This window comes from Rothia sp. HMSC072B03 (assembly GCF_001809565.1).
Taxonomy (GTDB): domain Bacteria; phylum Actinomycetota; class Actinomycetes; order Actinomycetales; family Micrococcaceae; genus Rothia; species Rothia mucilaginosa_A.
In genome coordinates this window covers 170284-183349 of sequence record NZ_KV797969.1, presented here as the reverse complement: position 1 = coordinate 183349, position 13066 = coordinate 170284, and the positions used below count along the sequence as shown (strand labels likewise).

8 protein-coding genes and 1 tRNA gene are annotated in these 13066 nt (G+C 61.9%); 6 read left to right on the top strand and 3 right to left on the bottom strand.

Translation table 11 applies throughout. From position 1 onward, the window contains the following. The first annotated feature begins 18 nt into the window (after nucleotides 1-18). From HMPREF2630_RS04155 to HMPREF2630_RS04140, 4 genes are all read left to right on the top strand, one after another. A complete protein-coding gene (locus HMPREF2630_RS04155) occupies nucleotides 19-1032 on the top strand; it encodes a metallophosphoesterase (protein ID WP_049343243.1) in 1014 nt (337 codons plus the stop codon). Beyond that, nucleotides 1032-3080, top strand: coding sequence for an ABC transporter ATP-binding protein (locus HMPREF2630_RS04150; RefSeq protein WP_049343189.1), 2049 nt, complete (start codon nucleotides 1032-1034; stop codon nucleotides 3078-3080). The genes HMPREF2630_RS04155 and HMPREF2630_RS04150 overlap by 1 nt, the downstream gene beginning before the upstream one ends. Then, a complete protein-coding gene (locus HMPREF2630_RS04145; protein WP_049343188.1) occupies nucleotides 3080-4942 on the top strand; it encodes an ABC transporter ATP-binding protein in 1863 nt (620 codons plus the stop codon). The genes HMPREF2630_RS04150 and HMPREF2630_RS04145 overlap by 1 nt, the downstream gene beginning before the upstream one ends. A gap of 128 nt (nucleotides 4943-5070) precedes the next feature. Continuing rightward, a tRNA-Pro gene (locus tag HMPREF2630_RS04140) sits at nucleotides 5071-5144 on the top strand. A 136-nt stretch (nucleotides 5145-5280) separates the two neighbouring features. Here the strand turns inward: HMPREF2630_RS04140 and HMPREF2630_RS04135 are convergent. After that, a complete protein-coding gene (locus tag HMPREF2630_RS04135) occupies nucleotides 5281-6414 on the bottom strand; it encodes a hypothetical protein (RefSeq protein WP_049347401.1) in 1134 nt (377 codons plus the stop codon). A 302-nt stretch (nucleotides 6415-6716) separates the two neighbouring features. Here HMPREF2630_RS04135 and HMPREF2630_RS04130 point away from each other — a divergent pair, with 302 nt between their 5' ends. Together HMPREF2630_RS04130 and HMPREF2630_RS04125 are read left to right on the top strand one after the other, a co-directional pair. Beyond that, nucleotides 6717-8219 (top strand): cation:proton antiporter, encoded by a 1503-nt coding sequence (locus HMPREF2630_RS04130; RefSeq protein ID WP_049343186.1) that lies wholly within the window; start codon nucleotides 6717-6719, stop codon nucleotides 8217-8219. Nucleotides 8220-8808: 589 nt separating this feature from the next. Further along, nucleotides 8809-10368: a molybdopterin-dependent oxidoreductase gene (locus HMPREF2630_RS04125; protein WP_049347398.1), complete on the top strand. Its 1560-nt coding sequence runs from the start codon at nucleotides 8809-8811 to the stop codon at nucleotides 10366-10368. A 417-nt stretch (nucleotides 10369-10785) separates the two neighbouring features. Here HMPREF2630_RS04125 and HMPREF2630_RS04120 read toward each other — a convergent pair whose 3' ends face one another. Both HMPREF2630_RS04120 and HMPREF2630_RS04115 read right to left on the bottom strand, forming a co-directional pair. Continuing rightward, nucleotides 10786-11433: a LutC/YkgG family protein gene (locus HMPREF2630_RS04120; protein WP_049331623.1), complete on the bottom strand. Its 648-nt coding sequence runs from the start codon at nucleotides 11431-11433 to the stop codon at nucleotides 10786-10788. Further along, nucleotides 11433-13061: a LutB/LldF family L-lactate oxidation iron-sulfur protein gene (locus HMPREF2630_RS04115; protein ID WP_070483531.1), complete on the bottom strand. Its 1629-nt coding sequence runs from the start codon at nucleotides 13059-13061 to the stop codon at nucleotides 11433-11435. The genes HMPREF2630_RS04120 and HMPREF2630_RS04115 overlap by 1 nt, the downstream gene beginning before the upstream one ends. Nucleotides 13062-13066: the final 5 nt, after the last annotated feature.

Sequence of the window (13066 nt, the reverse complement as noted above, 5' to 3'; positions counted from 1 at the left end):
TTTGAAAGGCGATTGATGATGTGTGAAAACGCAGTCAACGCCCGCGTCCCCGTGGCGGTCCCCGGCGCACGCGGCTCCTCCCCGCTCCTGAAGAAGGTTGCGGGGGCGGTAGCCGCCACTGCAGCCTTGGGGGCCGCCACGGCGGCATACGGGCACTTTGTTGAGCTGAACAATTTTCAGCTCCGCACCGAGTCCCTGCCGGTGCTGCCCGCCGGTAGCCCCGACTTCAGGATTCTGCACATCTCGGACATGCACATGATTCCGGGGCAGCGGAAGAAGACCGAGTTTATGCACTCGCTGGCCGCACTCGAGCCGGATCTGGTCATGAACACGGGCGACAATCTCTCTCACGTGGGCGGTATGGAGCCGCTGTTGGAGGCGCTCGACCCGCTGATGGATTTCCCCGGCGTGTTTGTGCCCGGCTCGAATTGCTATTTCGCGCCCATTTTCAAGAATCCGGCACGCTACCTGTGGCAGCCGCGCACCCCTCAGACGATTGAGGAGGGTTCGCGCGTGGCCCTGCCCATAGAGCAGATGCACGAGGCGTTCGAATCGCGCGGGTGGACCGGCCTGGTCAACCGCTACGATACGCTGAAGCTAAACGGTCTGCGCCTGGAGTTCTCGGGCGTGGATGACCCGCACCTGCGCTACGATAAGCATCCAGGTTTCGCCCCCGGTGCCTTCGACGAGAGCACTGAGCCGAGCGTGCGCATCGGCGTGGCTCACGCCCCCTACATGCGCACTCTGCACCGCTTCGTGCAGGACGGCGCACAGGCTATTTTTGCCGGTCATACACATGGCGGTCAGGTCTGTCTGCCGGGCGGTCGGGCGCTTGTCAGCAATTGCGATTTGCCTGCCTCGCGCGCCAAGGGCGTGAGCGAGCAGTCCGGCATCCCGGTGCAGGTTTCCGCAGGCCTGGGCACCTCCCGCTTTGCGCCGGTGCGCCTATTCTGCCCGCCCGAGGCAGTGCTCGTGACCCTGACGGCACGCGACGCCGGTGAGCCCGCCGGCACGGCGGGTGGTCGCCGCTAATGTCCGAGGCTTCAACAACGCACACAGGAAAGCAACGCCGCAACCCATTCCTCGAGACGGCGCCCGAACCGATTCCCGCCCCCATCGACTACGCGCACGGTCAGCATGCCCCGCGCACCCTGGCCGCCTACGCGCGCCCGATTCGCCTGCGCTGGAGCGTGGGCCTGCTGGTGGCCTTCGGGGCCGGCGTGCTGGAAATTTCGATTCCGCAGGTGCTCCAGATGATTGTGGATCACCTCTCGCACAGCGCCACTGAGAGCGCCATCTGGGCGGCGGGCGGCCTGGTGCTGGTCCTAGCCATTGCGCATGCATCCTTCGCGTACTGGCGACGCTGGCTGCTGGTGGATCCGACCTCCACCATTGAGATGTCCATGCGCATGAACTTCTTCGATCGGCTGCTCAGCGCGCCAATTGCGCTGCTGGACCGTTGGCCTTCCGGCCAGCTGCTGACGCGTTCGATGAGCGATTTGGGCACGATACGCCGCTGGCTTTCTTTCGGCATCGTACAGCTGCTGACGGTGATCGTCATGTTCCTGGGCGGCGCCTTCTACATGCTGCAGTCATCGCCCCTGCTGGCGCTGGTCTTCGTGGTGACGGTGCCGGTGCTGGTGCTGTCGCTGGTGAACTTCACGCGCAAGTACTACCGGGTCTCCCATGAGATTCAGCAGCTGACCGGTGACCTTTCGACCCGCATCGAAGAGTCGGTGCGCGGCATCCGCGTGATTAAGGCGCTGGGACGCTCCCCCGAGCAGATTCGCGGCTACGCCCAGGCCGTGGATGCTCTGCAGGAGCGCGAGTACGGCAGATCGATGCTCGTGGCCCGCGTGGCGCTGAACCAGACCCTGATTGTGGGTATCTCCACGGCAGTCGCGCTGGCTCTTGGCGCTTCGCAGGTCGCCAACGGCGCGCTGAGCCTGGGCGCGATGACCGCCTATTTTGCGGTGCAGACGACCGTGCTGAGCCACGTGATTCGTTCGACCTCGCTCATGTCCGCGTACCTGAGCTATAAGGTGGCTCTTGAACGTCATAACGAGGTCATGGACGAGCCCGGCTTTGAGGTGGTGCGGCTGATAGACCCGGCGAAGGCCGACGAGTACTCCCCGAACCCCGCGAACGCTCAGGATTCCGCGCAGCGCTCTTCTCTTTCTTCTCATCCTTCTGACGCCTCTGGAGCGGCACGCTCCGGAAAGGAAAGCATGCAGTACCCCAGCGGTGGCGCCGTATCGGTGGCCTTTAACCAGGTTTCCTTCAGCTACGAGGAGTCCGCCCCCGCGCCCAATCCGGCGGCTGATTCTTCGCTGGGTGTACAGCTTCCGCGGGCTGACGTGCTACACGACGTGACGTTCAAGGCATTCCCGGGCGAGATTCTAGCTCTGGTGGGCGCTACCGGTAGCGGCAAGTCCACGGTGCTCTCGCTGGTGCCTCGCTTCTACGAGCCGACCTCCGGCTCGCTCCGCCTGGGCTCGCACGATATGGCGGATCTTTCGGTGGAGCAGGTGCGAGCGCAGACCGCGTTCGTTTTTGAGGAGGCGGTCCTCTTCTCCGGTTCGGTGCGCGAGAACGTGCTGATGGGCGTGGCCGACCAGTACGAGGGCGGCACCTCCGACGAGGATTACCCCGGCAGCGACGAGCTGGAGGCAACTCTGAACACCGCGCTGAAGCTGGCTGCCTGCGAGTTCGCCTACGAGCTGCCGCAGGGGCTGGACACGATTATCGGTGAGGAGGGTCTGAGCCTTTCGGGTGGCCAGCGTCAGCGCCTGTCCCTGGCGCGTGCCCTGGCGAAGCGTCCCTCCGTGCTGCTGCTGGATGACCCGTTCTCTGCGCTGGATGTTGACACCGAGGAGCGCATCATTAACGGTCTGCGCGAGGGCCTGGAGGGCCTGGGCGGCGCCACGACCCTGCTGACGGCGCACCGCCCCTCGACGGTGGCCTTGGCGGACCGCGTGCTGCTGATGGTTGACGGCACGATCACGGCAGAGGGTACCCACGCCGAGCTGATGGAATCTTCGGAGCAGTACCGCCGGCTGATGACCATGGAGGAGGGCTAATGCCAGCCCATTTCCCGGTGCCTTCCGGGCGGGAAGCCAGCCCCGAGGAACGAGCCGAGACGAGGAGGCGCTCCCTCGCCCTGCTGAGCCACTCCCTGCGTCCGCATCGCGTGGCGCTCATCGTGTCAATTCTGTCGGTTTTTGTGGTCACGATTGCCTCGGCGGTTCAGCCGTTGCTGATTGCCCGCGTGCTGGACAGCGCCATCGCGCCCCTGCGTCAGGGGGATTCGGGGCCGCTGACGGTTCTCGTGGTGCTCTTCGCGGTGACGGTTGCGGTGGGCGCTCTCTGCAGCTGGCTTAACGTGGCCTGCACGGTGCGGGTTTCGCTGGGCGTGGTGGTGTACCTGCGCAAGCGAGTCTTTGCGCACGCCCAGTCGCTGAGCGTTTCTTTCCACGAGAAATACACCTCGGGTAAGGTTATTTCGCGCCTGACCAACGATATTGATACGGTGCGCAGCTTCTTGGACAGCGGCATCAGCCAGCTGGCCATCACCCTGCTGTCGATGGTTATTTCTGCGGTGGCTATTTTTGCGCTGGACTGGCGAATCGGCCTGCTGATGATGTTCATGGGTGTGCCGATTTACTATCTGACGCGCTGGTTCCAGCGCCGGGCTACCCCGGTGTACCGCCGTATGCGCACCGATTCGGCGCGCCTGACGAGCCGTTTTGTCGAGACTTTTGCCGGTATCCGCGCGGTCAAGGCTTTTGGCGCGGAGGCGAAGCTCCGTTCAGAGTATGCGCAGACGGCCGAAAGCTACCGTGTGCGGGTCATGGACTCGGTTAAGGTCTTCGGCATCTACTCCCCCGTGCTGATCCTTCTGGGTGATGTGTTTATCGCGGCGGCCCTGGTGCTGGGCGGTTACGTGGTGCTCGGCGGCGATATGCAGGTCGGTACCCTGCTGGCGCTGGTGATTTACGCGCGGCGCGTGTTTGAGCCGGTCATGCAGCTTTCGGAGTTTTACAACATGTTCCAGTCCGCGATGTCGGCATTGGAGAAGCTGTCTGCCTTCCTCGCGGAGAAGCCCGAGGTTGCCGATCCCGAGAATCCCGTTTCTCCCGTTCTCGAGAAGACCGGTCCTGCGGTTTCTTCGCCTGAAGACTCGGCACGCGGCGCCCTGGTGGAGTTGGATAATGCGGTCTTCGGCTACACGAGTGAACGCCACGCCCTGCAAAAGACGAGCCTGCGCATCGAACCGGGTACGACGGTGGCCCTGGTGGGTCCGACAGGTGCCGGCAAGTCGACGATTGCCAAGCTCGTGGCGCGATTCTACGACGTGTCCTCGGGTGCTGTGCGCATCGACGGCATGGATGTGCGCGACCTGACCGATGCGCAGCTACGCCGTGAGGTGCTTATGCTGACGCAGGAGGTGTTCCTGTTCTCCACAAGCATCCTGGAGAACATCCGCATGGGTAACCCGCAGGCGAGCGATGAGCAGGTGAAGGCGGCCGCGAAGGCGGTGGGCGCCGATGCGTTCATTGAGCGGCTACGCGATGGCTACGACTCGCTTTTGGGCCGCGGCGGTATCTCCCTGTCCGCGGGCCAGCGTCAACTGGTGTCCTTTGCCCGCGTTTTCCTTGCCGATCCGCGCCTGCTGATTCTTGACGAGGCGACCGCCTCGCTGGATATTCCGAGCGAACGCGCCGTGCAGAAGGCCCTGCACACACTGTTGAGGGGGCGCACGGCCCTGGTGATTGCCCATCGCCTCTCAACGGTGCTCAGCGCCGACCGCGTGCTGGTGATTCGGGATGGCGCCGTGGTGGAGGATGGCTCCCCGCAGCAGCTGATTGCCGCCGGTGGTCGCTTCGCGGCGATGTACGCCTCCTGGGATGAGCTGAACCGGGCGCCGGAGGAAGGCGAATAACCCGGCTCCGAGGCTTGCTTCAGCCTCTAGCACGGGTCGAGCGATTTTTTGGTTGCTCTGTTTGCGTTCCGTATTTTTTTGGGTTATCCTAGGTGAGTTGCCTACGGTATTCGCCGATAGGTTAACCTCGGGATGTGGCGCAGCTTGGTAGCGCGCGTCGTTCGGGACGACGAGGTCGCAGGTTCAAATCCTGTCATCCCGACAGATAGCCCCGGTCATGGTTTCATGACCGGGGCTTTGTCGTATCTGCGGTATTCTTCCCGCGCAGATTCTGGGCATATACAGACGACCCCCTACCCGCGGTACGCAGATAGGGGGTCGTCGTTCACGCTATGTTTCTAGCCGCGCCCGGAGATAAGGGCGAGGATTGCCTCCAGGGGGCCGCGGCCGGCCAGGGAGCGCGCCATGCGGGCCCAGAGTGCGCAGAATCCCACCGCGATGATGATGCCCAGAATCAGGAAGGCGGTCCAGTACACGGCGGTGCCCCAACCTCCCGTGGCGATGTAGTGCTCACCCACGGTAAAGGCCTTGATGGTGGGGCCGGCGTAGATAATGAGCGCGCTCAGCACGATGGAGGCGCTCAGCGACATCTGCCCGAGGCGGGCAACGGGGGTGAGGGCACCCGCCTGTGCGGAAAGTAGTCGCGCACATTCGGCCCAGAAGTAGAGCGTGGCGGCCAGACTGAGGGTCAGCTGCACGTGGGGCGCATCCAGCACGCCGAGCCCGGTGTAGGGGTTGAAGACGCGGTAGACGGAGAGCGCCAGCACTGCGAGCACGACGGGCACCGCGATCTTGGCCCCCAGGCTCGTGTAGAGGCGCACCAGTAGAATACCCAGGCACATGACCCAGAGCAGCTGGGCGCTGGCGGTAAGGTTCAGACCGTTGGCTTTGAGGAAGGGAAAGGCACCGGCGCTCCACGCATCGGCCCGCACTGCGGCTTCGAGGAGAATGTCGTGGGTCCAGGAGAGGTACGGGCTCGCGGCAATGGTCAGCACGGCGAGGACCCAGAGCGGCAGGTACACGACGGCCAGGGTCAGCAGGGTCAGGATTGCCAGGTGAATGAGCATATCGAAGGGCAGCGAGTATGCGAAGCCCTGGGCGGGCGTGGTCACGCCCGGTAGCGGAACGTAGGCCGCGCCCTGCACGACGGCGACGCCCAGCACGAGCAGGGCGAGGAAACGCACGATGGTCCCGGCGAAGAGCTGCGGGAAGCTTGCGGTACGCGCGTAGTGCCAGGCCGCGGCTCCAAGGATGGCGGCGAAGAGCGGCTCGGCGGGGGTGACCAGTTGCGGCACCCAGAACCTCCACGAGACGGGGATAAGTTGCAGCCAGTACCCGAAGGCGATGAGCAGGGTGAGCACGGCGTAGGCGCGGGCCAGGTCGAGTCCGAGGTCGCGTCGCGTTCCGCCGAGGGAGGCGGCACGCAGGGTGGAGCCGCCGGAGGTGGTGGGCGCTGTGGTTCGTGCTGCCATGTGTCGCTCTTTCGGGTGGTTCGGTGTGGTGAGTGCGCACCGGGTGGCGATGCCTCCGGCACAGGTGTTAAGTGTAGCGTCGATTGCTGTGCGAGCCGGGGCGCGACCGGTGGAGCCCTCGTCACGTTGCCCGATGCTTCTTGTGCATCGACTTGCGTGTCGGTCTGCCGATATCCCACGGAGTGACGAGGTGATAGGCTCTCGAATAGGAACGACGGTGTGAAGTATGTAGTATAGGTAGGTTCTTTAATGGCGTTCCCGGACACCGCCCACTATATTCTTTAGTCTGCATATGAGGTTCTATGTTTCCCACTCTGCCATCCCTTTTAATGGTGGCCCCGGAGGTTTCCGGTACTGTGCTCGCTTCGGGCACAACCCTGAGCGACGCGGCATCCGCTGAGAGTAACGCCCAGTTCATTTCCATTTTTTGGATTACGCTGGTCGCGTTGATTTCTCCAATACTTTCGCGGCTGACGGGCAAGCGCATCCCCGATGTGGTGTTCCTGCTCATTTTTGGCATGCTCATCGGCCCGAACGTGCTACATTTGGCCGGTACCGAGGGCGGCATCCCCCTGCTGAAGGAGCTGGGCCTGGGTATGCTTTTCCTCATTGCGGGCTTTGAGATTAACGTTTCCTCCCTGCGTAGCCGCCAGGGCTCTACCGCGCTGGTGACCTGGGGTGTGTGTTTTGGCTTGGGCATGTTGGGCGCGGCGCTGATCACCGGTTTCTCTCACGAGGTGAATACCTATGTCGCGGTGGGCGTGGCGCTGAGCTCCACGGCGCTCGGCACTCTCTTGCCGATGCTGAAGTCGCACGGTGCGGCCGGCACGGCGGTTGGCAATGCGGTGCTGGTGCACGGAGCAGTGGGTGAGCTTCTGCCGGTTTTTGCTATTTCTCTGCTGCTTTCTTCGCGATCGCCGGGCATGGCGTTTGTGGTGCTACTGGCATTCATGGTCGTGGCTCTGGTGACGGCTCTGATCCCGCATCGTCTGTTTACGCACCTGCCGGGTCTGCGCCAGATTATTGCGGCCGAAGCCAATACGACCGGCCAGACGATTCTGCGTCTTGCAATGTTCCTGCTCGCGACCCTTATCATGTGCACCGCCCTCTTCGATTTGGATGCGGTGCTGGGCGCCTTTGCGGCGGGCATCATCCTGCGTTCGCTGACTCCTCCCGCGGCTCTGCACCTGATTACGCGCCGTCTGGAGACGGTGGGTTTTGCCTTCACTATTCCGCTCTTCTTCGTGGTGAGTGGCATGGGCATCAGTGTTTCCGCGGTGGCTTCGAATCCGCTGGGCCTGGTCGCGGTGGTTCTGGGTATTCTGCTCTGCCGCGGCGTACCGGTGTTCCTGGCCGATATGCTGGTGGATACCCGTTCGGGCCTGACCTCGAAGAGTCAGAAGGCCCAGATGGCTCTCTATTCTGCGGCCGGTCTGCCCATTATCGTGGCGGTGACGGAAGTTGCGACCAGCTCGGGTCTTCTGGAGGAGTCCACGTCCTCGCTGCTGGTGGCAGGTGGCGCCCTGACGGTTCTGCTCTTCCCTCTGCTTGCGCTGTCCATCCGTCGCGCTTTGGGTGGTTCAGATTCCACCCCGGAACCGCCGAGCCGTAAGGAGCAGATGAACGCGAAGAAGGCTCAGCGTAACGCGCAGGTGAAGCTGGCAACCGGACTCATCCCGACGGTTCGCGCTGAGGGCAAGGCGCAGAGCCGCGATGAGGAGGGTGCCCCCACCCGCGCTACCGCGAAGAAGCGTGCGGTTACGCGCTCCTCTTCTCGAGATTCTTCACACGATCTCTCGGACTAGGCTACTACCGACCGCATAGAGTGGTTGTATTCCTACTCTGCGCCCATCGCGCCGAGTATAAGGTTACATCCACTCTATGTGGTTTTTGTCTATAAAACCCAAACGCTCGCTATTCCTTGTATCACATCTCCACTCCCTCAAGTTTTTGCACTCCAGGCATTGACGTAAACTTTTCAGGACGCTCTTTAGTGGACGGCCACCCCTGAAAACCCTGTTTATTCCTGCCCTCGGGGCCTTTTTTCATTAAATTCGGATTTTTCACGCAAATATTACGAGACATGACGTGTCTTAGCTTTTGCGGGTGACACCCTGTCCTATAAAATTGAAAGTACACAGGGCTCGGTCCCTAAACACACATAAAACAACTACATACGCAGAGCCGCTTCTGCCTTGGCAGGAGCTGGTGCGCACCCTCTCACACGGGGTGTGCTCTTGCCGGAGATATAGCACCCGTTATACCCCCGAAGGCTCTCAATGATGAGGAGGAATATATGAGCGAGAGAGTTTACTCTCCTTAGATAGCACCTCTAGGCCTCGCACTGAATCCTAACGATTGTCTGCACACACAGTCACTTCCGAAGGAAACATCATGCACCATCTACTCCTTACCGCGAGTACCGGTGGCGTGGAGCTGGACTTCCCGGCCTGGCTCCGAATTACCCACTTTATTAACTTCATTATGATGGGCTTCCTGATTCGTTCAGGTTGGGAAGTTCTCGCCTCTCACCCCCGTCTGTACTGGAACAACCACTGCACCCCGGGTTCCGAGTGGATTAAGTTCACCAAGGACAAGGTCCCTACCACCCCCGGCGCATTTACTGCCCGTGACGATCAGCGTTCCCTGTCGCCGCTCATCTCTCTGCCCGGCAAGGGCCAGATTGGTCTGGGCCGCGCATGGCACGCACTGGTCACCTTCATCTGGATTGCTAACGGCCTGATTTACGTGGGCCTGCTGTTCCTGACCGGTCAGTGGCGCCGCATCGTCCCCACCAGCTGGGACATCATTCCCCAGGCTTGGGAGTCCATCCAGATTTACGCTGGCCTGCATATCCCTTCGATTGAGCACTTCCAGCCCTACGATGCTCTACAGCAGATTATGTACTTCACCGTGGTGTTCATCGTCGCACCGCTGATGATTGCAACCGGCCCCATTATGAGCCCGGCCTTCTGCGGTCGCTTCCCCGGCTACGTGCGCCTGTTCCGTAACCGCCAGACCGCCCGTTCCATCCACTTCCTGGGTATGGCCTTCTACTGCGTGTTCACCGTCATCCACGTGGCTCTGGTGTTCGTTGTTCACCCGCAGTACAACATCGCCCACATGATGCTGAACAAGCCCTACAACGAGATTGACGCTGCTCAGTTCGCACAGGCAGTGACCATGCTGATTGGCGGCATCGTCTTCGCTGTGGCCCTGTGGCTCCTGGCTTCCTACTGGTCCCTGCGCGACCTGCGATTCACCCAGACCTTCATTTGGGGTCTGACCCAGCCGATTCGTAACGTCCTGCTGGATCGCATCTCCTCGCGTCAGGTTCAGAAGAAGACCTTCACCGATGCTGACATCTCCCCCTTCCACTGGGTCAACACTCGTCCCCCGACAGAGCGTGAGAGCACCGAGTGGAACCGCTTGAAGGAGCAGGAGTTCGTTGACTACCGCCTCGAGATTGGCGGCCTGGTCAAGGAGCCGAAGTCCCTGAGCATCGACGACCTGAAGAAGCTCGGCAAGGAAGTCAACATCACCATGCACACCTGTATGCAGGGTTGGACCGGTATTGCTAAGTGGGAGGGCGTGCGCCTGCGCGATGTCCTCGCACTGGTAGAGAAGACCGACGAAGCTCGCTACGTCATGGTCACCTCCTTCGGCCACGTGGGCCACACCTACGACGGCCGCCCGACCGAACCCTACTACGAGTGCCTGGACGTCTCCATGGCAATGGAAGACGAAACCATCCTGGCATGGGGCATGAACGACAAGCCGCTGCCCGACGTTTACGGTGGCCCGCTCCGTCTGCGTGCTGACTCCATGCACGGCTACAAGATGGTGAAGTGGGTCAAGAAGATCGAGTGGATTAACGATTACCGCGACGTTGGCGATGGCCAGGGCGGTAGCCGTGAGGACTCCGGTCTGCAGCACTTCGACGCACGTGCCTAATTCGTAGCGCATCCTCTCAGACCATTCGGTCCGTGTGTATCTGGCGGACCCGGCTCTGAGGAGCACACACCCTGGGCGGGGGAAGAGCAATCTTCCCCCGCCCTTGTTTTGCGTCCCTGCGCCGCGCATAGCCCAGCTGTCGATCCCCGGGGAACCCGCGAACAACTCGGCGGCCGTTCCCGCACCGGATATTTCGCGCAGAAGCGTCTATGCAGGAGCGCCTGTACAGGAGGTATTCTCTCAGCAGGAGCCTCGGCCGGAGCGCCGCAGCGCTGACTCGAGCACTCCTAAAACGCTATAGATTCTCCGCTGACGGCCTGAGATATATCGTGCGATAGGAAAAAATAGGCATAACGTAAGGAACCGCCTAGCGGGCTTTGAAAGCCTGCTAGGCGGTTCTTTATCTAAAGGTTCCGCTTACTTGGCGTCGTAGATGATGACGTCCAGGGTACGGGGGCCGTGCACACCCTCCACGCGAATCAGCTCGATATCGCTGGTTGCGGAGGGGCCGGAGATCATGGTCACCGGGCGGGTGTAGGTGATACGCTCAATCGCCTCGGGCACCAGCTCCACCACGGTAGAACGCGGGACCACGCAGATGTGGTGGTCGGGCACCAGGGTGATGGCGCGGCGGCCTTCCTCCGGGTTGGTGTTCAAGAAGATGGTACCGGTCTCTGCGCAAGAGACGGTCGAACCGGTCACCACGGCGTCCACGGCGTCCAGTTCCTTCAGGCTCAGGCAACCGGGCTTGAGGGTGCTACCGGAGTCGGTGACGTGCTTACGCTCGGCGGTATCGGCGGGCAGCCACTTCTTATCCAGGCCCTCGGGCACCACGTAGGTGGACTTCTCACCCAGGCGCTCCGCGATAACCTCGGAGATGTTCTCCGGGGTGGCGAAGAAGACGTTAGCCTTGTAGTCAATCAGACGGCCGACGAGCATGTCGATGGTCTGCTCCTCGGTCAGCTCGCTGACGCGACGGTAGTTACGAACCGGCTCCGGTGCGGGGCCTACGCCCTCGAGAGAGGAGCGGATGCGTGCGAGGATATCTTCCTTAGCAGAGGACATTAGTTGTTCTCCTTAGCTTCGCGGGCTTCCTGAGCAGCCTTAGCGTTTGCAGCCGCTTCAGCTGCCTTACCCTTGTTGGCCTCGATGAGTGCCTGAATGTCAACGCGCGGTGCGTTATCGCGTGCCGCGGTCTTACCCTTCTCCTTCTTCCACCAGTTGCGGAAGGATTCCTTGGGAGGCTCGGGGATGTCGCGGTACTCGGTCCAACCGCCGACGATACCGGGAACAGCGGTGATCTTGTGCTTGCGACCGGCGATGAGGCGGGACATGGGCAGACCGCGCTCCGCGACCGACATCATCTTGCCGGAGGTGAAGAGCTTCTTCGCGCCGAGCATCATGGCGTCCATCTGCGAGAAGGGAGCCTTCTTGTTACCCTCGAACTCGCGAACGGCGTGCTTGGACTCGACATCCTTGGCGCGCAGGTGCACGAGAACCTCGGGGAAGTTAATCTTCACGGGGCAAACCTCGAAGCACGCGCCACAGAGGGAGGATGCGTACGGCAGGGAGCTGTTCTCTGCAGCCTCGATACCGGAGAGCTGCGGGGACAGAATCGCGCCGATGGGGCCCGGGTAGGTGGAGCCGTAGGCGTGACCACCTGCGCGCTCGTACACGGGGCACACGTTCATGCAGGCGGAGCAACGGATGCAACGCAGAGCCTGGCGGCCAACCTCGTCGGCCAGAACGGCGGTACGACCGTTGTCGATGAGGATGACGTGCATGTTCTGCGGGCCGTCACCGGGGGTGACGCCGGTCCACATGGAGGTGTAGGGGTTCATGCGCTCACCGGTGGAGGAACGGGGCAGCAGCTGCAGGAAGGCCTCGTAGTCCTGGAAGGTGGGCAGAATCTTCTCGATACCCATGAAGGTAATCAGGGTGTCGGGCAGGGTGAGGCACATACGGCCGTTACCCTCGGACTCCACGATGGTCAGAGTACCGGTCTCGGCGATGCCGAAGTTAGTGCCGGAGACTGCCACGGTGGTGTTCAGGAACTTGTTGCGCAGGCGGTTACGGGATGCCTCTGCCAGTTCTGCCGGCTCATCGGTGATGTCCGGGTTGATACCCTCAATCTCGCGCAGGAAGATGTCGCGAATCTCGCGGCGGTTGCGGTGAATTGCGGGCACCAGAATGTGGGAGGGGCGGTCGTGGCCCAGCTGCACGATTTCCTCGGCGAGGTCGGTCTCGATGGCGTTAATGCCGTTTTCCTCAAGGAACTCGTTCAGACCGGTCTCTGCGGTTGCCATGGACTTGATCTTGATGATTTCGTCCACGCCCTGCTCGCGGATCAGGTCCAGAGCGATCTGGTTTGCCTCGGAGGCGTTGCGGGCCCAGTGCACGTGGCCACCGGCAGCGGTGAAGTTGCGCTCGAACTGCTCGAGCAGCTCGGGGAGGTTTGCCAGAACGTAGTTCTTGACGCTCTCACCGGTGTTGCGCAGCTCCTGCCAGTCGGGCAGCTCTGCGGTGACGCGGGCGCGCTTGTTACGAATCGCGTGGGTCACGAAGCGCAGGTTGGAGCGCAGCTGCTCGTTCTTGAGCTCTTCCTTGGCGTACTTGGGGAAGGGGATTTCTTCGAAAATGTTGCCCTCGCCGTAATGAACGACCTTGGGCATACCAAGCTGAATAGCGGTCATGAGGT

Bases quoted from the DNA above. Each gene is read 5' to 3' on its own strand.
- HMPREF2630_RS04120 (WP_049331623.1), bottom strand. From the start codon at position 11,433: ATGTCCTCTGCTAAGGAAGATATCCTCGCACGCATCCGCTCCTCTCTC.
- HMPREF2630_RS04125 (WP_049347398.1), top strand. From the start codon at position 8,809: ATGCACCATCTACTCCTTACCGCGAGTACCGGTGGCGTGGAGCTGGAC.
- HMPREF2630_RS04145 (WP_049343188.1), top strand. From the start codon at position 3,080: ATGCCAGCCCATTTCCCGGTGCCTTCCGGGCGGGAAGCCAGCCCCGAG.
- HMPREF2630_RS04115 (WP_070483531.1), bottom strand. From the start codon at position 13,061: ATGACCGCTATTCAGCTTGGTATGCCCAAGGTCGTTCATTACGGCGAG.
- HMPREF2630_RS04130 (WP_049343186.1), top strand. From the start codon at position 6,717: ATGTTTCCCACTCTGCCATCCCTTTTAATGGTGGCCCCGGAGGTTTCC.
- HMPREF2630_RS04155 (WP_049343243.1), top strand. From the start codon at position 19: ATGTGTGAAAACGCAGTCAACGCCCGCGTCCCCGTGGCGGTCCCCGGC.
- HMPREF2630_RS04150 (WP_049343189.1), top strand. From the start codon at position 1,032: ATGTCCGAGGCTTCAACAACGCACACAGGAAAGCAACGCCGCAACCCA.
- HMPREF2630_RS04135 (WP_049347401.1), bottom strand. From the start codon at position 6,414: ATGGCAGCACGAACCACAGCGCCCACCACCTCCGGCGGCTCCACCCTG.